This window comes from Duganella sp. Dugasp78 (assembly GCF_059491455.1).
Map to the genome: position 1 here is coordinate 5660171 of NZ_CP168506.1, position 19857 is coordinate 5680027.

The window sequence follows — 19857 nt, forward strand, 5'->3', positions numbered from 1 at the left end:
GAGCTACCGATTTTTAGCGTACTTTTTGTTTTTCGAGGAATTGGTGCACTTTGGCCGCCGCCAGTTTGTTGATCGCCACCAGCAAAGCCGGATCGACGCCGCCGATGCCGTAGGTCGAACCGATGTGCTTGCCGATATGGATCAGCACCTCGGCAGCCACTTCCGCATCGGACTCGGCCCGGTGGGCCGCGCTCTTGAAACGGATGCCCAGCTCGCCCGACAGATTGCCCAGCTTGTAGCTCGACAAATTGGGAAACACGCGGCGTGACAACTTGAGCGAACACACCAGCGATTGATAGCCGGGCGTCAGGCCCAGCCGGGCCGCCTCGGCGCGCAGGAACTTATCGTCGAAGCTGGCGTTGTGGGCCGACAGCGCATCGCCGCCGATAAAGTCCAGCAACTCCGGCACCACCTGCGACACCGGCGGCGCGCCGTCGACCATCGCCTGCGTGATGCCGGTCAGGCCGGTGATGAAGGACGGTATCCGCACATTGCAGTTAATCAGCGACACATAGCGCTCGACCACCTTGCCGCCGACGATGCGCAACGCCGCCACCTCGGTGATGCGGTCGCCCATGTCGGGCGACAGGCCGGTGGTCTCGAAGTCGAGCATGACGATGGGTTGGTCGAGCATGGTGTTCCTTATTAGTTAGCCGAACTTGCGTACGGCATCCAGCGCCAGGCCGGCGCCGATGCTGCCGAACAGGTCGCCCTCGACCTTGCGCGCCGACGGCACCAGCGCGCCGATGCGCTCGCGCAGCATGCGCACGCCGCTGGAACCGCCGGTGAAGAATACCGTATCCACATCGGCAGGCGCCACACCGGCGTCGCGCAGCAGGCTCAGCACGGTGTTCTCGACCGAACCGACCAGGTGGCCGATGGCGTCGTCGAACTGCGCGCGGTCCAGCTCCAAGGTCACCGGCGGCGACAGGCGGTCCAGCTCCAGCTGCACCTTGGCGGCGTCGGACAGGGCGATCTTGCCCTCCTCCGCCTTCATCGCCAGCCAGTGGCCGGCGCGCTGGTCGATCAGCTTTTGCAGGCGGCCCAGCTTTTCCTGCTCGGCCGAATCGCGCAGCAAGTCGGACAGTTGGGTCCACATTTTCTTGGTGTAGGCCTGGTTGATGGTGTGCCAGGTTGCCAGGTTGAAGAAGTAACTGGACGGCACTTCGCTGTTGTTGCGCAGGCGGCTGCCATAACCCAGCAGCGGCATCACGGACGACAGGCTCAGGTATTTATCGAAGTCGGTGCCACCGATGTGCACGCCGCCGTTGGCCAGGATGTCGTCGCGGCGCTCGGTCTTGTTGGCGCGTTCCGGCGACAGGCGCACCAGCGAAAAGTCCGACGTCCCGCCGCCGATGTCGGCGATCAGCACCAGCTCCTCGCGGCTGATCTGCGACTCGTAGTCGAACGCCGCGGCGATCGGTTCGAACTGGAAGGCGATGTCCTTGAAGCCGACCGAACGGGCCACCTCGGCCAGCGTATCCTCGGCCAGCTGGTCGTTTTCCTTGCTGTCGTCGATGAAATGGACGGGACGGCCGAACACGGCCGACGTGAACTGGCGCCCGGCCGACTGCTCGGCGCGGCGCTTCACTTCGCCAATGAACTGGGACAGCAAGGTGCGGAACGGCAGCGCGCGGCCGCCCACCTCGGTCTGACCGTCGATCAGACTGGTCCCGAGCAAACTCTTCATGGAGCGCATCAAGCGCCCCTCGTAGCCGGCCAGATATTCAGCCAGCGCTGCACGTCCGAAGGTGACCTCTTCGTCCTCGGCGTTGAAGAAGACCACCGACGGCAAGGTGGTCTTGCCCTCTTCCAGTCCCAACATCACCGGGTGGCCGGGCCGCACCCAGCCCACCGTGGAATTTGACGTGCCAAAATCGACGCCGCAAGCAATGGCCATGTCGACCCTTCACGTGAATAAAGGGGCGTTATCTTATCAGAAAACCCCGTCTTTCAGGAAAAATTGCAGCGGGACCACACCTGGATTAATATTTCTTGAAAGAAAAACGATAATTATTGCTATCGAGTAAGTTTTTGATTATGCTCGTTGAACTATACAAGATGCAAGACGCACTACGCACGCCACGATACGATGACCAAAACCAAGCCGACAATCGAAGTCTGCGCGACTGAACACAAAGCCAATATCGCCCGCGAAGCCCGCCGCGTCACCTCGTACGACGTGGCGCTGGTGGCTGGCGTCTCGCAATCGGCGGTATCGCGCTGCTTCAAGCCCGGCGCCAGCGTATCCAAGTCCACCCATGCGCGGGTGATGAAGGCCGCCGCGCTGCTGGACTACATTCCCAACGCCGCCGCCCGCAGCCTGATCACACGCCGCTCCAATATGGTGGCGGTGCTGATCACCAACCAGGCCAACCTGTATTACCCTGAGCTGCTGGCCGAGCTGAGCCAGCAACTGACCACGCTGGGCAAGCGCGTGCTGCTGTTCCCGCTGGCGCGCGAATCCGATGTCGACCGCGTGCTGGCCGACGTCTGGCAATTCCAGGTCGACGGCGTGATCGCCGCCGCCCACCTGTCCGACGAACACGTGGCCGAGTTCGAACGCCGTCACATGCCGCTGGTGCTGTTCAACCGCACGCTGCGCGACCAGTCGGTCAACACCGTCACCTGCGACCACCTGGAAGCGGGCCGCATGCTGGTCTCGCGGCTGGCCGCCGCCGGCCACCGCCGCTTCGGCATCATCGGCGGCAGCGCCGATTCCAGCGTCGTCAGCGAGCGCCATCGCGGCGCCTGCGAGCGCCTGGCCGAACTGGGCCTGCCGCCGCCGGTCGTGGTGCCGGGCGAATACGATTACAAGAGCGGCGCCGCCGGCCTGAAAGCGCTGATCGCGCAAATGGGCGGCGTCCCGGACGCCATCATCTGCGGCAGCGACGTGATGGCCATCGGCTGCCTCGACTGCGCCCGCCATGAACTGGGCATCGACGTGCCCGGCCAGTTGTCGGTGGCCGGCTTCGACGCGGTCGAGCCGTCCAACTGGCTGAGCTACAACCTGACCACGCTGCGCCAGCCCATGCCCAAGATGGCCAGCTCGGCCGCCAGCCTGCTGTGCGCCGTCATCGACAGCCGCGAGTCCCAGGTCGAACGACGCGTGTTCAGCGCCCAGTTCATCGAAGGCGCCACCGCGCGCCTGCGCCCCAAACCGGGCGCGCCGTCCGCGACGACGGCAGCGGCCCCCGGCATCCGCGTGCCGGCCGCTATAATGCAGTAAATGAACGATGCCAACCCTCCCCGCTTCACTCCGCAAGGCCTGATCCCGACTCCAGAGCAGACCGCCATCCAGCTGGCGCAGCACAAGGTGGTGCTGGTGGACGCCAACGCCGGCGCCGCCAAGACCACCACGCTGGCGCTGCGCATCGGCGAGGCGCTGGCGCGCAAGCTGGCGCCGGAACAGATCCTGGCGCTGACCTTCACGCCGGAAGCGCGCGACGTCATGCGCCAGCGCCTGCTCGACGTGGGCGTGCCGCATGCGCTGGCCAGCCGCGTCGCGGTGCTGAGCTTTGAGGATTTCGCCGCCCTGCAACTGGACCGCATCGACGGCGACCACCTGCGCCAGTGCGCCGAAGCGCGCCAGCTGAAGGATTACGCGCTGGCCGCGATCGACCGCGTCGGCGACCGCTATGCCGGCCGCCTGGACGGCCTCAATCTGCAAACCCACAGCATCGCGCTGGCCCAGTTCCTCGACGTGCAGCTGCAGCTGAAGGCGACGATGGCGCTGGCCGCCGACGTCGAATACATGGGCCTGGAGGAAGTCGCCGAGTTGATGGGCGTGCCGCTGGCCGACTACCTGACCACGGTGGAATACGAAACGCTGCGCCTGGACGGCGGCGCCGGCGCGGTCTTCCGCGGCCCGTTCGACGCCACCTACGACCTGGCCAGCAATCTGCAGGCGGGCGCCCGCCTGGCCGAGCACTTCCCCGACTACCGGCTGGTGCTGTGCGACGAGCTGCACGACCTGAACGAAGCCGCGTTCCTGATCCTCGACGCGCTGATCGGCAAGCCGCAATGCTACTTCGTCGGCGCCGGCGACAAGGACCAGGTGATCCACGCCAAGCTGGGCGCCAGCGACGAATACCTGAACCGCCGCTTCGCCCAGAACTACCCCAAGCTGGCGCGCTATCCGCTGACCTACAGCTACCGCCACGGCCCGCACCTGGCCTACGCGATGGCCGAGTTCAAACAGAAGCCGGTGGAGTCGAGCCTGCCGCTGCACACGCAGATCCGCCACGCGCACTACGACGACGCCGCCGGCTGCGCCCAGCAGGCCGTCGCCGCGATCCGGCAATGGAAGGCGGACGGCCATGCGCTCGACGGCTGCGCCATCCTGATACGCGACCGCCATCAGTCGATGGCCATCGAGAACGCGCTGATCGAGGCCGACATCGACTACCGCACCCCCGCCATGGCCGGCTACCTGCAGCGCGACGAGATCCTGTTCCTGCGCGGCCTGCTGGCGATCGCGCTGAAGGACTTCGGCGCCGTCAAGACCGAGCAGGTGCGCACCGCCATCGTCGACGCCCTGACCGCCTTCAGCGAGATGCCCTTCTCCGCGCGCCGCATGGACAACTTCAAGGCCCAGATCATCAAGGACCCGGCGCTGCTGGGCGAACTGTTCCTGATCGAAGACGAACGGCGCGACGGCGAAGAGCCGGACTACCGCGACGTCGCCAGCCAGGCCACCAAGAAAGCCGTCATCGACACCATCGCCTGGCTGTCCGGGGTCGATCCGGCCACGCCGGCGGCGGCCGTGCTGGCGGAAGTGTGCGAGCGCGTCAAGCTGGTGGCGACGGCGCGCCGCATCTTCGTGCGCCCGTACGAGGCGGGCGTGGTCAACAAATCCGTGGCCGGTCTGCTGGAAGCGGCCGCCGCCTCCGGTCACACGCTGGCCGAGTTCTGGGCCGCGCTCAACGCCCGCGAAGCCTTCGTGCGCCGCAAGCGCGAACGCAAGGCGGTGCTGATCGAATGCGTGGCCAACGCCAAGGGCAAGGAGTTCGACCACGTGATCCTGCCCTTCCTGCAGGCGGACGAATTTCCGCACCCGACCCAGGCGAAGGCCGAGGAGGAAAACCTGTTCTACGTCGGCGCCACCCGCGCCCGCGCGCGCCTGACGCTGCTCTCGCCCACCGACGCCGCGCTGCGCAGCAGCTTCATCGCGCAGATGCGCCTGCCGAAATCGGCCGCCGCCGCCGACGCCGCCATCGCCCGCAACCAGGCCAGCCAAATCAGCCAGCCCGGCCTGGCCGCCGCGCCCCCCGCCCGCCAGTACCTGACAGCCACCTATCACGAAAAGGACCAGGTCAAGGCGCTGGGGGCGCAATTCGACATCACGCGCCGCGCCTGGTACGTCGAAGCGGGCAAGGATCTGGCGCCGTTTGCACCTTGGATAAAAAAATAATGCGAAAAATAATGCGAAATAATGCATCAAGCCAATTTTTCTGAGGGAAACCCTTATATAATGTCGGTCGCGGCTGGTGTCCAGGCCTCACACCCCATGCACGTCCAAAAAACTGAACCATTTCGGGAGCATTTCCATGAAAGCACAACAAAAATTCCTGCTGGCATCCTGCGCACTGGCTGTTCTGAGCGCTTGCAGCACCCCAGCCCCAGTCGTCGCCCCAGCACCGGCTCCTGAGCCAGTCAAGGCTGCGCCGGCACCGGCACCAGCACCAGTGGCCGCGCCAGTCGCCGTGTCGCTGCCAGCCTACCTGGACCCAAACAGCTCGATCTACAAAAACCGCAGCGTTTTCTTCGACTTCGACAAGTACACCGTCAAGCCTGAGTTCAACGCCCTGGTTGCCGATCACGGCAAGTTCCTGTCGGCCAATCCTAACGTGTCGATCAAAGTCGAAGGCAACACCGACGTACGCGGCGGCGCCGAGTACAACCTGGCCCTGGGTCAGAAGCGCGCTCAAGCCGTGATCACCGCCCTGAAAGTACAAGGCGTGAAAGACGGCCAGATGGAAGCCATCAGCTACGGTAAAGAAAAAGCCACCGGCAGCGACGACGCCTCCCGCGCACAAAACCGTCGCGCAGACATCGTCTACCCAAGCAAGTAATCGCTCCACAAACGCCCGGCCGCAAGCCGGGCGTTTTTTATTGAGCGGCCGGTTTAAGCTATGCATACCAAACACAATATCCGCAGGGCCTTCCGCAAGGAATTCAGTGACTGGCGGGTCTGGGGCGCGCGCAGCCTGGTGGTAGCGTTCGCCGCCGTCGCCGGCCTGGTGGTGGTGGGTTTTACCTGGCTGTCCGAGCACGCCTTCGAACAATTCCTGGCGCTGTGCGCCCTGTACTGGTGGGCGCCGCTGGTCTGGACCCCGCTGGCCACCGTGGCCATCGCATGGATCACTCGGCGCTACATGGCTGGCGCCGGCGGCTCCGGCATTCCGCAGGTGATGGCCGCGCTGGAGCCGGCCGTCGCCCCCGGCCAGACCGGCGTCTTCGTCTCGCTGCGGCTGAGCGCGGCCAAGGTGGTCTTGACGGCGGCCGGTTTCCTGGCCGGTTTGTCGCTCGGCCGCGAGGGGCCATCGGTGCAGGTGGCGGCCGGCGTCATGCTGGCGGCCCGCCGCTGGCTGCCCGAACGCAGCGCCGTCAGCAGCCACGGCTTGCTGGTGGCGGGCGGCGCGGCCGGCATCGCGGCTGCTTTCAACACCCCTCTGGCCGGCGTCATGTTCGCCATCGAGGAGTTGTCGCGTACACCGGAACAACGCAGCAGCGGTCTGTTGATGGCGGCCATCGTGCTGGCCGGCCTGATGGCGGTGTCGGTCAACGGCAACGCCACCTACTTCGGCATGATCCACGCCGCCGGCATCGACCTCTCGCTGGTGCTGCCCGGCCTGCTCGTGACGCTGCTGAGCGGCCTGGCCGGCGGCCTGTTCTCGCGCTTGTTGCTGACCTCGCTGAGCGGCAACTCGCCCGACTGGTTCAGCCGGCTGCGGCTGCGCCGGCCGATGTTGTTTGCCGGCGCCTGCGGGCTGGCGGTGGCGCTCATCGGCCTGCAGTCGGGCGGCGCCGTGTTCGGCAGCGGCTACAGCCACACGCGCGACATGCTGGCCGGTTCCGACCATACGCCCGCCATCTTCTTCTTTTTCAAGTTTGTCGCCACCTGGCTGACCGCCTGGTCCGGCGTACCGGCCGGCATCTTCGCGCCGTCGCTGTCGATCGGCGCCGCGCTGGGCAACGACGTCGCCCAGTTCCTGCACTATCCGCAGGCCAGCGCGCTGATCGCGCTGGGCATGGTGGGCTTCCTGGCGGCGGCGACTCAGGCACCGCTGACTTCGTTTATCATCGTCATGGAGATGGTGGACGGCCACGAAATGGTACTCAGCCTGATGGCTTGCGCCATGGTGGCCCGCACCGTTTCCCGCGTATTGAGTCCCCCTTTGTATGCGAACCTGGCCCAGGTGCAAATGCAACGCCTGCCCCCGGCGCACTCTCTCTAAAGGGAGCTGTGTAACCCGCCATAGTTCGTTAAGCTGCAAGTTTCCATTCACCCCAACCACCGTTGAAGGAACCTTATGAAGAACTTGACTACGGCAGCCGGCGCACCAGTCGTCGACAACCAGAACACCCAGACCGCCGGCCCCCACGGCCCGGTGCTGCTGCAGGATGTGTGGCACCTGGAAAAGCTGGCCCACTTCGCGCGCGAGGTGATTCCTGAGCGCCGCATGCACGCCAAGGGCTCCGGCGCGTTCGGCACCTTCACCGTCACCCACGACATCAGCAAGTACACGCGCGCGACGCTGTTCTCCGAGATCGGCAAGAAGACCGATATCTTCATGCGTTTCTCCACCGTGGCCGGCGAGCGTGGCGCGGCCGACGCGGAACGCGATATCCGCGGCTTCGCCGTCAAGTTCTACACCGAGCAAGGCAACTGGGACGTGGTCGGCAACAACACGCCGGTGTTCTTCTTCCGCGATCCGCTCAAGTTCCCGGACCTGAACCACGTCGTCAAGCGCGATCCGAAGACCAACCTGCGCAGCGCCGAGAACAACTGGGACTTCTGGACCCTGCTGCCGGAAGCCCTGCACCAGATCACCATCGTCATGAGCGACCGCGGCATCCCCAAGGGCTACCGCAACATGCACGGCTTCGGCAGCCACACCTTCAGCTTCATCAGCCCCGCCAATGAACGCTTCTGGGTCAAGTTTCACTTCGTCTGCCAGCAAGGCATCGCCAACTTCAGCGACGCCGAGGCCACCGAGGTGGTGGGCCGCGACCGCGAAAGCTCGCAGCGCGACCTGTTCGACGCCATCGAAAACAAGAACTTCCCGCGCTGGAAGCTGGCGGTGCAGATCATGCCGGAAGCCGAAGCCTCCAAGGTGCCGTACAACCCGTTCGACCTGACCAAGGTCTGGCCGCACAAGGATTACCCGCTGATCGACGTCGGCGTGCTGGAACTGAACCGCAATCCCGAAAACTATTTTGCGGAAGTCGAGCAGTCGGCCTTCTCGCCGGCCAACGTGGTCCCCGGCATCAGCTTCTCGCCGGACAAGATGCTGCAATCGCGCCTGTTCTCGTATGGCGACGCGGCCCGCTACCGCCTGGGTGTGAACCATCACGCGATTCCGGTCAACGCGCCCAAGTGCCCGTTCCACAGCTACCATCGCGACGGCGCCATGCGCACCGACGGCAATCACGGCGCCGGCACCTCGTATGAGCCGAACAGCCGAGGCGAATGGGTGCAGCAATCGCAGTTCGCCGAACCGCCGCTGTCGCTGGAAGGCGCGGCGGGCCACTGGGACCACCGCGTCGACACCGACTACTACTCGCAGCCGGGCAATCTGTTCCGCCTCATGACGGCCGAGAAGAAGCAGCTGCTGTTCGAGAACACGGCGCGCGCCATCCACGGCGTATCGAAGCCGGTGCAGGAACGTCACATCTACAACTGCACCCAGGCCGATCCGGCTTACGGCGCGGGCGTGGCGGCGGCGATCGCCGCGCTTGAAGGCAAATAGAACAATCTTGCGGAAATAATAAACATCGGTAAAATGGGGCACCTTGTCGCCCCGTTTTCCGATGCCCTCCCTTCTATTCCGCCTGGCCCTGAGCGCCCTGCTGCTATGCCACTGCGCCGTCCGCGCGCAGGCCGTCGCCTGGCTGTGGGACGAGGCCCTGCTGCCCGCATGGTCGACACCGGAAGCGGCAGTCCTGCATCGTCACATCCTGCTGACCGGCGACACCGCCCGCACCCGTCCGCGCATGCGCCAGCCCGCGATGCCCGCCGCCACGCGGGTTACGCCGGTGCTGCACGTGGAAGTCAGCACCGTCAATCCGCCGCAGGATATTGAGGCCAGCCGCGCGATGATCGTGCGGGCGCTGCTCAACTCGGCCGCCGCCAGCACCTCCGGCTGGGTGCAGCTGGACATGGAAGCCAAGCCCTCGCAACGCGAGTTCTATCGCTCATTGGTCACGCAGCTGCGCGCCGCGCTGCCGACGCGGATCAAACTCAGTGTGACCGCGCTGGCATGGTGGTGCCGCTCGCCGGCCTGGCTGGACGGATTGGCCGCCGACGAGGTGGTGCCGATGTTCTTCCGCATGGGCAGGGACAGCGCCAGCCTGCGCGACATCATCGAACACTCGCCCGCCACGCTGCACGCCAGCTGCCGCGCAGACAGCGCCGGATTCTCGCCGCAAGAACCGTTCACGCCGCAAGTCGCGGCCCGCTATCGCAAAACCTATTGGTTCGACCGCCACGCGTGGAAGCGAGGCGGCGCGGACCTGTCGCCGCTTTCAAGGAGCTCTCCATGACCCGACTACTTCGTCCACTCGCCATCACCACCGCGTTGCTTGCCTGCGCCAACGCCGGCGCCAGCAGCGGCGGCCCGTGGGACTCCTATGTCAACCGCAGCGGGCCCGATATCGCGCTGAATCGCTATCAGGGCGGTGAGCTGGGTATCGTGATGCCGAGCTACGAGCGGATGTACCTGTACTCCGCTTGGCGCAGCGTGCTGCTCGGCGCGGACGGTTTAAAAGCGGCGCCGAATCCGCAAGGCGGCCTGCTGCGCGCGATCGGCAGCCGCAATGGCGGCTGGATCGATGCAGCCGAAGGCAAGAAGGTCTATGGCGCGTGGCAGGCGGCCGTCAACGGCGCGTTGAAGCGGGCGCCGGTCGCGCCCAAGGATGACGACAGCCTGGCCAACGGTTATCTGGAATGCCCGCTGGGCAGCTACACCTTCGCCACCGCCACGCTGAACGAACTTTCGCGCCGCAGCGACGCCACGCCGGCCCGCCTGAACGCGTGGGTGACGACGCAGCACCAGGTCTTCAAGTTCTGCGGCGACGATGCGGAAGCGCCGCACAATCGCTTCGATGGCACCAAGCGCGTCATCCCGGCGCCGGTGGAACTGCCGGCCACGGAGGCGCTGTACTGGCGCCAGATGCAGCAGTACCAGCTGGCGTCGGCCGCCTTCTATGGCGAGAACTATGCGCTGAGCGGCAGTCTGTTCGCCAGGATCGGCGCCACCGACAAGCATCCGCTGCGCCAGTGGGGCGAGTATCTGAGCCTGCGCTCGCAGGCGCGCGCCGCCGTGTTTGTGCCGGGGCCCAATTCCGAGCAGGCAGCCTGGCAGGAGCGGCTCGACGCCCGACGCGAAGGACCGGCCGCCGCCGCGGTACGTCTGGCGGCGGCGCAGAAGAAGCTGGCCTCCATCCAAGCCAGCGCCGACCATATCCTCGCCAATCCCGGGCTGTCGCCGCTGCACGAAGCCAGCCGCGCCATCGTGCGCAGCATGCAAGTGCGGCTGACGCCAACGCAGCGCTTCGCGGAACTGAGCAAGCTGCTGGAAGACCCGCGCGCCAATCCCTACCTGGACGACCATCTGGGCGACTGGCGCGTGCTGGCCAACGACCTGCTGCAAGCGCCGGTCGCCGACCAAGCCGACACCCGCGCCGCCCTGCGCAGCGGCACCGGCTTTATCGACTGGATGCAGACCGTCCAGCAGTGCCAGGAGTACCAGGCCAAGCCTGGCTGCGCGGCGGAACGCACACACGCGGTCGACCTGTGGAACCGCTACGCCAAGGAAGGAAACAAGGCACAGGCGCGCGTGTGGCTGCTGGCGGCGGTGCTGCTGTCCGAGAAGATGACGCCGGAACTGGAAAAAGCCGCGTTGCAAGCGCCGGCCACGGCCCCCGAATACCTGACCATGCGCTACGCGCTGACCCGCCACTACCGCGTCAGCAAGCAGGCCGACAAGGCCCGCGCCATCGCCGACGCGGTGTTGACCGGCACCGCGCTGGCGACCAACAACTCCACCAGCGCGCGCAACCAGTTCCTGCAAGAGCGCTTTGCGGTGGCATCGTCGCCGGCGGACGCCGCCAACTATCTGCTGCGCGCATCGAGCCGCGATCTCGATCCCGATACCGGAGAACTCAAGGCCAGCGAAGAAGCCGGCACGGCCTCTGCCCGCACGGACATCGCCGCCGACGGCACCCGTTGGCTCAACAGCGGCCTGTCCACCGCCGACCTGTCCGCGCTGGCCGCGAATCCCAAACTGCCGAAAGCCTTGCGCGTGCAGATCGCCGTCTCCACCTGGATGCGCGCCGACCTGCTGGGCCAGGACGAGGCAGCGCTGGCCGCCGCCCTGCAGATCGAACAGAACGCGCCGGCACTGACGGAGGTGATGCAGAAGTACCGCAAGCTGGCGGGCACGCCGGAGCGCCATTCCTGGATGCTGGTGAACGCCTTGAAGTACGGCCTGTCGCCGATGTACAGCTACCCCAGCGCCGACATCGCCGTGCGCGCGCCGGACGACACCCTGGCCGACATGTGGTGCAAGGTGCCGGCCAGGGCGGGCGAAAGCTACGGCGAAAACACCGAGGCCGAACACGCGCCGCCGATGCCGGAACTTGGCAACGCCGCCGCGCGCGACAAGGAGCTGGCGCAGTTGTCCGGCCTGAAGACGGCCACCGGCTACCTCGGCGATTTCGTCATGCAGCGCGCCACCGCCGTGCCCAAAGATCCGGAACTGCCGTGGCTGCTGTATGTGACGGTGCAATCGACACGCGGCGGCTGCCTGGACGCCGATGCCAAGGTCCTGTCGAAAAGCGCCTTCACCTTGCTGCACAAGCGCTACAAGAACAACGAGTGGGCACGCAAGACACCGTATTTCTATTGAGTGGAATCAAACGCGGGAACAGGCATAGGATTAGCCTGACGAATCTGGAGGCGCGCCATGCAAACCCTGGTCCAATCCCGCAAACATCCGAGCTACGACGACGATCTGGCGCTGTGGATAGACGCACAAGTCCAACTGCTGCTGGATCGCAGGTTCTCCGAGCTGGACTTGGAGCACCTGGTCGAGGAGCTCGACGGCATGAAAAAACAATACGAGCACGAGCTGGACAGCCGGTTGACGGTACTCGTCATGCACCTGCTCAAGTGCCAGTATCAAAAGGATTATCCGCAAAACAAGTGGCGCTCCACGTTGATCGAGCAACGCTACCGCATCTCGCGATTGCTGAAGACCAGTCCCAGCATGCGCAAGCAGGTCCCGCAATTTTCCGTGGAGTGCTACCCCATCGCCCGCCGCCGTGCAGCCGAAGAGACCGGTTTAAGCGAGGAAGACTTTCCGTCCAGCCTGCCCTATTCCATCGAGCAGCTGCTGGACCAGGACTTCACACCGTAAAGGGAGGCCATGATGCAGACACTGGTCCAATCCCGCAAGCACCCGAGCTACGACGACGACATGGCGCTGTGGAGAGATGCACAAATCCAACTGCTGCTGGATCGCAGATTCTCCGAGCTGGACACCGGAAACCTGGTTGCGGAGCTCGACGACATGAAGAAGAGAGAAATAAGAGCGCTGAAGAATCGGCTGCGCGTGCTGATCATGCACCTGCTCAAATGCCGATATCAGCCCGAGCATCTTCAAAATAAATGGCGCGCCACATTGATCGAGCAGCGGGAACGTCTGGCATTGCTGCTGGAAGACAGTCCGAGCTTGCGCGCATCGCTGCCGGAGTATGTGGAACAGGGCTACCCAATCGCCGTCAAACTGGCATCTGCGGAAACCGGACTGCCGGCCACTATCTTCCCGTCGCAAAATCCGTTTTCCGTCGATCAGATACTCGATCAGGACTTCACGCCATAACCGCAACGCCGGCGCGCTGCAGCAGCTGCTCGCAGCGCTGCGACAGGTGCTGGACCTGCAGAACCTTGCCCGCCTTCGCATACCGCTCGCGCAGTGTGGACACCGCCACCACCGCCGAATGATCGACCAGCCGCAGATGGCGGCAATCCAGTACCACTGTTTGCGGGTCGTCCTGCACGTCGAACAGCTCATTGAAGTGCGCGATCGAGGCAAAGAACAAGGTACCGTGCGGGGTGTATCGCCGCACACCGTCAGCGCCCTGGACGATGTCGGCGCGAATGTCGCGCGCGTGGCGCCAGGCGAAACTGAGCGCCGCGATCACTATCCCGCACAGCACCGCCACGGCCAGATCGGTGGCCACCGTGATGGCGGTGACCAGCACGATCAGCAAGGCGTCATGGCGCGGCACCTTGCCCAGCACCCGCAGCGAACCCCAGGCAAAGGTCTGCTGCGACACCACGAACATCACGCCCACCAGCGCCGCCAGCGGAATGCGTTCGATCAGCGGCGACAGAAACAGTATAAACAGTAAAATCATTATCCCTGCGACGGCGCCGGACACCCGCGTGCGGCCGCCTGAGCTCAGGTTGATCATGGTCTGGCCTATCATCGCGCAACCGCCCATGCCGCCGAACAGGCCGGACACCACATTGGCCGCGCCCAGCGCCACACATTCGCGGTCCGGCAGGCCGCGCGTTTCCGTGATTTCGTCGGTCAGGTTGAAGGTCAGCAGGGTTTCCAGCAGGCCGACCAGGGCCATCAGCACGGCATACGGCAGCACGATGTGCAGGGTCTCCATGGTCATCGGCACAGCGGGGATCTGCCAGGCCGGCAGCCCGCCGGCGATATGCGCCATGTCGCCCAGCGTGCGCGCCGGCAGATGCAGCAGCTGCGCCACCACGCCAACGCCAACGATGGCGACCAGCGCCGGCGGCAGCGCCTTGGTCACGCGCGGCAGCAGGTGGACGATCAGCATGGTCAGCGCCACCAGGCCGCACATCCACATCAGCGCCTCGCCTTGCATCCATTGCCCACCGACCTTAAAGTGCTGCAACTGCGACCAGGCGATCACGATCGCCAGGCCGTTGACGAAGCCCAGCATCACCGGATGCGGCACGAGGCTGACCAGCTTCCCCAGCCGCAGCAAGCCAAACAACAGCATGATGAGCCCGCTCAGCACGACCGTCGCCAGAAAATACTGCATGCCATGGCGCGCGACCAGCGCCACGATCACCACCGCCATCGATCCGGCGGCGCCGGAAATCATGCCGGGACGCCCGCCGAATACCGCGGTGATGGTGCAAATGAAGAAAGCGCCGTACAGGCCGGCCAATGGATTGAGCTGCGCGACCAGCGCGAAAGCGATGCATTCTGGAACGAGCGCGAACGACGTGGTCAAGCCCGCCAAGACGTTCCGGGAAAGATTAGTTGTCCGCATGCAAAGAAGTTGAAGCCATAAGTGATGCAAAAACGCAACAGAGGCCGTATTTTACACGTCCATATTGGATTTCTCGTCCTCATGGGTGAAATGGCGCACATTCAATCGTGACCGAGCCGGGCAAAATGGCATGGCATACTATGCAAATAACCCTAGCCAGCGTCACCGCCATCATGACTACTCTGATATCTGCCACCTACGCCCTGCACAGACAGAAAATAGCCGTGGAAAGGACGTTGTGTGCGCGTTCAGCGGAGGAGTCCCAACTGGCGGCCCGCTGGGCCAGCGCCTGGCATAAATTGGTGCAGCGCAAACTGGATCAGGCCGAGGCCTTGCCTTTGCCGCTGCGCATGGACTACACCGGCTTCAGCATGCAACCCGCGCCGCGAGTGCTGCACTAAGCTCAAAAAGCGGCGCGCAATTGCATGTATGCCATGCGCGGCGTACCCACCATGCGGCCGGCGTTGCCGTCGACGTTGCGCGTGTAATAACGCTTGTCGGCGAGATTGTTAATACCGGCCATCACCTCATAAGCCGGCTTGCCCGGCAATTTCCAGCTTAACTGCACATTCCACAGACGAAAGCCCGGCACGACGCCGTTACTGCCGTTCGCCGCCTCCGGCACGGTGTTGGCCGTGTCCGAATACTGCTTGCTTTGGTGCGTGGTCGACAGATTGGCCGTCCAGGCACCGGCACGATAGCGCGCGCCCAGCGTGTCGGTGTTGCGCGAATAGAACGGCACGTCCAGGCCGGCCGTCTCGCCCGAATCCTGGATCGCCCTGGTGTAGGTGTAGTTGGCGTAGACGTTCAGGCCGGCCAGCGCGCCAGCGTCGTCAAAGCTATAGTCGGCCGCCGTCTCGATGCCGTCGTGGTTGGTCGCGCCCAGGTTGCGGAACACGGCGGGCGTCGTGCCCGGCACTTGCAGGATCTGGTTGTCGAACTTGAGCTTGAAGGCGGTGACTTCAGCGTTGACCGCGCCAGTCTTCCAGCGCGCGCCCAGCTCGGCCGTCCTGGCCAGTTCCGGTTTCAACGGATTGCTGCTGGTCTGCGAATTGAGCTGGGTGTTCTGCACGGGACCAAAGGAGGTGGTGTAATTGGCAAACACGGTCAATGCGCGGTTCACCAGGTAGGCCACGTTCAACGACGGCAGGGCTTTGTTGTTGTCGGTCTCGAAGACCGACCTGGCGCTGATGTCCTGACGTTCCGACTTGATGTGCTCGTATCGCAGGCCCGGCGTGATGCGCCACGCACCCAGCGCGATGCGGTCGTCGACGTACACGGCATGCGCATCGGTGCTGTTGGCAAAGGTCGTCACCGCGCCGTTGACGCCGGTCTTCAAGGTCTGGATGTAGTTGTTGTCGTCGCCCCGTTCGCGCAGGTAGCGGTAGCCGGCCGTGACGTCGTGCGTCAGGCCGCCGGTGGCGAAGCGCTGCGTGTAGCGCGGTTCGATGCCCAGCACTTCGTAGTTGCGCGGCTGCCTGGTCAGCTGCGTCCTGGCCGCGTTGATCAACGCGCTTTGACGGAAGCTGTCGCTGTAGTAGGCCTTGACTTCAACCTCCTGCGTGGCCGACAAGGTGTTCAGGTAGCCGACGTCGGCACTGCGGCGGTCTCCGCTCCAGAAGTCGGTGGGCCGCGTGTTCTGGAACGGGTCGGCGTTGTACTGCGCCACCGTCAACCCGCCCGGCGTGCGCGAATTCACCTCGTAGTAGGACAGTTTGGCGTTGAGCTCGCTATGCGGGTTCAGTCGATAGCGGAACTTCAGCGCCAGGTCGTTGACCTTCTCATCGCTGCCGGCGCGCCATTCGGTGCCGGCCATGCCCGAATACAGCACCGCCACGCCCAGGCCGCTCTCGTTCTGGCTGCCGACGAAGGCGCTGTACTGGCGGTTCTGGCCGCCGTTGTTGAAGTCGTTGTAGCGGAACGAGGCGTCGCCGCTGACGCCCGCCGTATCGGGAATCGAACGGCTGCGGAAGTTGATGATGCCGCCGACGTTCTGCGGACCGTAGCGCACCGCGCCGCCGCCGCGCACCACGTCGATCGATTCGATGTTGTTCAGGCTGACCGGTGCAAACGACAGCTGCGGCTGGCCGTACGGCGCCACCGCCAGCGGTATCCCGTCCAGCAGCACCGTCGAGCGCGGCGAATAGCGTCCCGCCAGGCCGCGCACGCCGATGTTGAGCGAGATGGCGCTGCCGGCGGTGCCGGAGTTGTCGGTGGACTGCACGCCCGGAATACGGCGCATGACGTCGCCGATATCGGCGGCGCCGGTGTTGTCGATGTCTTCTTTCTTCAGCACGGTGCGCGCGCCGGCGAAGTTCTTGACGCTGTTCTGCAAGCCCGACCCCAGCCAGCTGCCCGAGACCTGGATCGACTCCATCGGCGCGGCGGCCTCCTGCGCATGGGACGGCATGGCCAGCAAGGAGGTTGCAACGGAGATCAGGGTACGTTTAAACGGAATGGTGGTCAGCAGCATGATGTAAGCGCGGAGGTGTATCAACAACGCAAATGATAACACTTCTCATTCTCAAATGTAAGCATAAGGATTTGCTATAATCTCCGCCATGTTCAAACTTGCGAAACGCCGAACGCTGCACATCTGGATCGCCATGCTGGCCGTCCTGTTCAGTGCGCTTGCGCCGTCGGTGTCGCGCGCTTTGACGCCGGCCTCGCCGTATGGCTACGTCGAAATCTGCTCGGTCGGCAACGTCAAGAAGTCCCCCGCCCCGGCCGGCCACGCCATGGAACACTGCCCGTATTGCGCCACCCATGGCGGCAGTTTCGGGCTGCTGCCGCAAGCCGTCGCCAGCTTCGCCGTGATCGGCGGCCATGACTACTACCCGCCGCTGTTCTACAGCGCACCAGGGCCTCTGCACAGCTGGAGCGCCGCCAACCCTCGCGGACCACCCGCCCGTTCCTGATTCAGCCTTACTTGCCGCCACCCGCCCCCTTGCGCGCGGTCGGCGGTCGTCATCCCCACATCAGGAACACCATGAAACCGACCATGTCTGCACTGGCGCTGGCGCTGCTTGCCGCCTTCTCCACCTTCGCCTGCGCGCAGGACGCGCCCATCCATCAACTGGGCACCGTGACCGTCATCGGCAGCCGTCCGACCTCGCTGCCAACCCAGATCCCAACCACGATCGAAGGCATCACCCAGGCCGAAATCGAACGCACCATCAACGCCACCGACGCCGAAGACGCCTTAAAATACCTTCCCAGCCTGCTGGTGCGCAAGCGCTACATCGGCGACTACAACCACGCCGTGCTGTCCACCCGCGCCTCCGGCACCGGCAACAGCGCGCGCTCGATGGTGTACGCCGACGGCATCCTGCTGTCCAACTACCTGGGCAACGGCGCCACTTTCGCGCCCCGCTGGGGCATGGTCAGCCCGGAGCAGATCGAACGCGTCGACGTGCTGTATGGTCCCTTCTCCGCAGCGTACGGCGGCAACTCGGTTGGTGCGGTGGTCGATTACGTGACCCGCATGCCGGCCAAATTCGAAGCCCACGCCAAGCTGACGCTGACGCACCAGCCCTTCGAGCTGTATAACACCAGCACCAGTTACCAGGGCAAGCAGGCCAGCATCGCGCTGGGCGATCGCCACGGCGGCTGGTCGTGGTATGTGGACGTCAACCGCACCGACAGCGACGGCCAGCCGCTGACCTTCCCGACCAAGGCGCCCGGCGCCGGCAAGCCAGGCAACGCGGGCATCGTCGTCACCGGCGCGGTGGCTGGCCTGGACCGCAGCAACAAGGACTGGCTGATCCTCGGCACCGCCACCCAGTACCACACGGTGCAGGACCAGTTCAAAGGAAGACTGGCCTACGACATCTCACCGACCTTGCGCGCCACCTACACCTTCGGCGTATGGCGCAACGACGCCGAGGGACGCCCGGACACCTATCTGCGCGACGCTGCCGGGCGCCCGGTCTACAGCGGCGCCGTCAACATCGCGGGCCGCAGCTACACGCTGGCACCGACGGACTTCAATCTGTCGAACGAAAATATCCAGCATGTGATGCACGGCCTGACCGTCAAGTCCAACACCCGGGGCGTGTTCGACTGGGAGGTGGCGGCCAGCCTGTACGACTACGACAAGGACGTGCTGCGCGCCGCCACCGTCGACGTGCCGGCCGCGCTGGCCGGCGGCGCGGGCCGCATCGTCAACCAGGGCGGCACTGGCTGGAACACATTGTCCGTCAAGGGCGTATGGCGCCCCAATCCGGCCCACGTAACGGAATTCGGCTACCAGCGCGAAGCCTATAAACTCTCCACCGTCGAAAACGCCACCAGCAACTGGATCGAAGGCGCGCCCGGCGCTGTCAATTCCGCCTTCACCGGCAAGACCGAAACCAACAGCCTGTATGCGCAGGACAGCTGGAAGTTCGCGCCCCGCTGGAAGACGGTGCTGGGCATGCGCTACGAGCGCTGGAGCGCACATGACGGCGCCACCACCAACCGCACCGTCACCAGGCCACACCCGGAGCGCAGCGGGAACCACCTGTCGCCAAAAGCCGCGCTGGCATACCAGGCCAGCGACGACTGGGTGTTGAAAGCCTCGCTGGGGCGTGCCGTGCGCATGCCGACCGTGTCCGAGCTTTACCAGGGCGGCATCAACGCCGCCGGCGACTTGATCAACAACGACCCGAACCTGAAGCCGGAAAAATCCTGGACCACCGAACTGACGGCGGAACGCAGGCTCGCCAACGGCCTGCTGCGCCTGACCGCCTTCGGCGAACGTACCAGGGATGCGCTGTACTCGCAGACCAATGTGCTGGCCGGATCGACGGTCAGCACCATCCAGAACGTCGACCGCATCAACACCAAAGGGATGGAAGCGGCCTACACGGCGGACGATGTCTGGGTGCGCGGGCTGGCGCTGAGTTCCAGCGTAACGTGGACCGATTCGAAGATCGCCCGCAACGACAAGTTCCCGGACAGCGTGGGCAAGTGGCAACCGCGCATTCCGGAATGGCGCGCCACCGGCGTGGCCAGCTACGCGATGAACGACCAGCTGTCGCTGACGCTGGCCGCGCGCTACAGCGGCAGCCAGTATTCGACCCTGGATAACACGGACGCCAACGGCTACGCCTACATGGGCGCCAGCAAATACTTCACGACCGACGTGCGCGCGCGCTACCGCATCAACCGGCAGTGGAGCGCGGCGATCGGCATCGATAACCTCAACAACTACAAGTACTGGAACTTCCACCCCTATCCGCAAAGGACCTACGTGGCTGAACTGAGGTTCGATCTATAAAGATACATGTGATATACTTCTTTGTATCAAAAACCACTTATGGATCGCAC

General features: G+C 64.7%; 16 protein-coding genes. 12 read left to right on the forward strand and 4 right to left on the reverse strand.

The window, feature by feature from the left end; genetic code table 11:
* Nucleotides 1–13: 13 nt before the first annotated feature.
* Together ACEN9O_RS25085 and ACEN9O_RS25090 are read right to left on the reverse strand one after the other, a co-directional pair.
* Entirely contained in the window at nucleotides 14–634 is a 621-nt protein-coding gene (locus tag ACEN9O_RS25085) for a 3'-5' exonuclease (RefSeq protein WP_495614513.1), read from the reverse strand.
* 15 nt (nucleotides 635–649) lie between these two features.
* A complete protein-coding gene (locus ACEN9O_RS25090) occupies nucleotides 650–1900 on the reverse strand; it encodes an Hsp70 family protein (protein WP_495614514.1) in 1251 nt (416 codons plus the stop codon).
* 192 nt (nucleotides 1901–2092) lie between these two features.
* On the opposite strand from ACEN9O_RS25090, the gene ACEN9O_RS25095 reads away from it, so the two are divergent.
* From ACEN9O_RS25095 to ACEN9O_RS25135, 9 genes are all read left to right on the forward strand, one after another.
* Complete coding sequence (locus ACEN9O_RS25095; protein ID WP_495614515.1) at nucleotides 2093–3229, forward strand: LacI family DNA-binding transcriptional regulator; 1137 nt, start codon at nucleotides 2093–2095, stop codon at nucleotides 3227–3229.
* The gene (locus tag ACEN9O_RS25100; protein WP_495614516.1) at nucleotides 3230–5413 is read left to right on the forward strand and encodes a 3'-5' exonuclease; all 2184 of its coding nucleotides are present in this window, start codon (nucleotides 3230–3232) and stop codon (nucleotides 5411–5413) included.
* A gap of 136 nt (nucleotides 5414–5549) precedes the next feature.
* Nucleotides 5550–6074: an OmpA family protein gene (locus tag ACEN9O_RS25105; protein ID WP_495614517.1), complete on the forward strand. Its 525-nt coding sequence runs from the start codon at nucleotides 5550–5552 to the stop codon at nucleotides 6072–6074.
* A gap of 60 nt (nucleotides 6075–6134) precedes the next feature.
* A complete protein-coding gene (locus ACEN9O_RS25110; RefSeq protein WP_495614518.1) occupies nucleotides 6135–7460 on the forward strand; it encodes a chloride channel protein in 1326 nt (441 codons plus the stop codon).
* Nucleotides 7461–7535: 75 nt separating this feature from the next.
* Entirely contained in the window at nucleotides 7536–8975 is a 1440-nt protein-coding gene (locus tag ACEN9O_RS25115) for a catalase (protein WP_495614519.1), read from the forward strand.
* Nucleotides 8976–9036: 61 nt separating this feature from the next.
* Nucleotides 9037–9768 carry a hypothetical protein gene (locus ACEN9O_RS25120; RefSeq protein ID WP_495614520.1) on the forward strand — a complete coding sequence of 244 codons (732 nt, stop codon included), beginning with the start codon at nucleotides 9037–9039 and terminating at the stop codon, nucleotides 9766–9768.
* On the forward strand, nucleotides 9765–12134 hold the full coding sequence (locus ACEN9O_RS25125) for a hypothetical protein (RefSeq protein ID WP_495614521.1): 2370 nt from the start codon (nucleotides 9765–9767) through the stop codon (nucleotides 12132–12134). The genes ACEN9O_RS25120 and ACEN9O_RS25125 overlap by 4 nt, the downstream gene beginning before the upstream one ends.
* 57 nt (nucleotides 12135–12191) lie before the next feature.
* On the forward strand, nucleotides 12192–12644 hold the full coding sequence (locus ACEN9O_RS25130) for a DUF29 domain-containing protein (RefSeq protein WP_495614522.1): 453 nt from the start codon (nucleotides 12192–12194) through the stop codon (nucleotides 12642–12644).
* Nucleotides 12645–12653: 9 nt separating this feature from the next.
* Complete coding sequence (locus ACEN9O_RS25135; RefSeq protein WP_495614523.1) at nucleotides 12654–13109, forward strand: DUF29 domain-containing protein; 456 nt, start codon at nucleotides 12654–12656, stop codon at nucleotides 13107–13109.
* Here the strand turns inward: ACEN9O_RS25135 and ACEN9O_RS25140 are convergent.
* Complete coding sequence (locus ACEN9O_RS25140; RefSeq protein ID WP_495614524.1) at nucleotides 13099–14547, reverse strand: SulP family inorganic anion transporter; 1449 nt, start codon at nucleotides 14545–14547, stop codon at nucleotides 13099–13101. The two genes, ACEN9O_RS25135 and ACEN9O_RS25140, sit on opposite strands and share 11 nt — an antisense overlap.
* A gap of 236 nt (nucleotides 14548–14783) precedes the next feature.
* On the opposite strand from ACEN9O_RS25140, the gene ACEN9O_RS25145 reads away from it, so the two are divergent.
* Entirely contained in the window at nucleotides 14784–14948 is a 165-nt protein-coding gene (locus ACEN9O_RS25145; protein ID WP_495614525.1) for a hypothetical protein, read from the forward strand.
* 2 nt (nucleotides 14949–14950) lie between these two features.
* Here ACEN9O_RS25145 and ACEN9O_RS25150 read toward each other — a convergent pair whose 3' ends face one another.
* On the reverse strand, nucleotides 14951–17020 hold the full coding sequence (locus ACEN9O_RS25150; RefSeq protein WP_495614526.1) for a TonB-dependent receptor family protein: 2070 nt from the start codon (nucleotides 17018–17020) through the stop codon (nucleotides 14951–14953).
* A gap of 88 nt (nucleotides 17021–17108) precedes the next feature.
* On the opposite strand from ACEN9O_RS25150, the gene ACEN9O_RS25155 reads away from it, so the two are divergent.
* Together ACEN9O_RS25155 and ACEN9O_RS25160 are read left to right on the forward strand one after the other, a co-directional pair.
* Nucleotides 17109–17465, forward strand: a complete 357-nt coding sequence (locus tag ACEN9O_RS25155; RefSeq protein ID WP_495614527.1) for a DUF2946 domain-containing protein — start codon at nucleotides 17109–17111, stop codon at nucleotides 17463–17465.
* A gap of 71 nt (nucleotides 17466–17536) precedes the next feature.
* The gene (locus ACEN9O_RS25160) at nucleotides 17537–19807 is read left to right on the forward strand and encodes a TonB-dependent receptor (RefSeq protein ID WP_495614528.1); all 2271 of its coding nucleotides are present in this window, start codon (nucleotides 17537–17539) and stop codon (nucleotides 19805–19807) included.
* The last annotated feature ends 50 nt before the right edge of the window (nucleotides 19808–19857 follow it).

Bases quoted from the DNA above. Each gene is read 5' to 3' on its own strand.
- ACEN9O_RS25110 (WP_495614518.1), top strand. From the start codon at position 6,135: ATGCATACCAAACACAATATCCGCAGGGCCTTCCGCAAGGAATTCAGT.
- ACEN9O_RS25125 (WP_495614521.1), top strand. From the start codon at position 9,765: ATGACCCGACTACTTCGTCCACTCGCCATCACCACCGCGTTGCTTGCC.
- ACEN9O_RS25155 (WP_495614527.1), top strand. From the start codon at position 17,109: ATGTTCAAACTTGCGAAACGCCGAACGCTGCACATCTGGATCGCCATG.
- ACEN9O_RS25115 (WP_495614519.1), top strand. From the start codon at position 7,536: ATGAAGAACTTGACTACGGCAGCCGGCGCACCAGTCGTCGACAACCAG.
- ACEN9O_RS25105 (WP_495614517.1), top strand. From the start codon at position 5,550: ATGAAAGCACAACAAAAATTCCTGCTGGCATCCTGCGCACTGGCTGTT.
- ACEN9O_RS25135 (WP_495614523.1), top strand. From the start codon at position 12,654: ATGATGCAGACACTGGTCCAATCCCGCAAGCACCCGAGCTACGACGAC.
- ACEN9O_RS25150 (WP_495614526.1), bottom strand. From the start codon at position 17,020: ATGCTGCTGACCACCATTCCGTTTAAACGTACCCTGATCTCCGTTGCA.
- ACEN9O_RS25140 (WP_495614524.1), bottom strand. From the start codon at position 14,547: ATGCGGACAACTAATCTTTCCCGGAACGTCTTGGCGGGCTTGACCACG.
- ACEN9O_RS25120 (WP_495614520.1), top strand. From the start codon at position 9,037: ATGCCCTCCCTTCTATTCCGCCTGGCCCTGAGCGCCCTGCTGCTATGC.
- ACEN9O_RS25160 (WP_495614528.1), top strand. From the start codon at position 17,537: ATGAAACCGACCATGTCTGCACTGGCGCTGGCGCTGCTTGCCGCCTTC.
- ACEN9O_RS25095 (WP_495614515.1), top strand. From the start codon at position 2,093: ATGACCAAAACCAAGCCGACAATCGAAGTCTGCGCGACTGAACACAAA.
- ACEN9O_RS25100 (WP_495614516.1), top strand. From the start codon at position 3,230: ATGAACGATGCCAACCCTCCCCGCTTCACTCCGCAAGGCCTGATCCCG.
- ACEN9O_RS25130 (WP_495614522.1), top strand. From the start codon at position 12,192: ATGCAAACCCTGGTCCAATCCCGCAAACATCCGAGCTACGACGACGAT.
- ACEN9O_RS25085 (WP_495614513.1), bottom strand. From the start codon at position 634: ATGCTCGACCAACCCATCGTCATGCTCGACTTCGAGACCACCGGCCTG.
- ACEN9O_RS25090 (WP_495614514.1), bottom strand. From the start codon at position 1,900: ATGGCCATTGCTTGCGGCGTCGATTTTGGCACGTCAAATTCCACGGTG.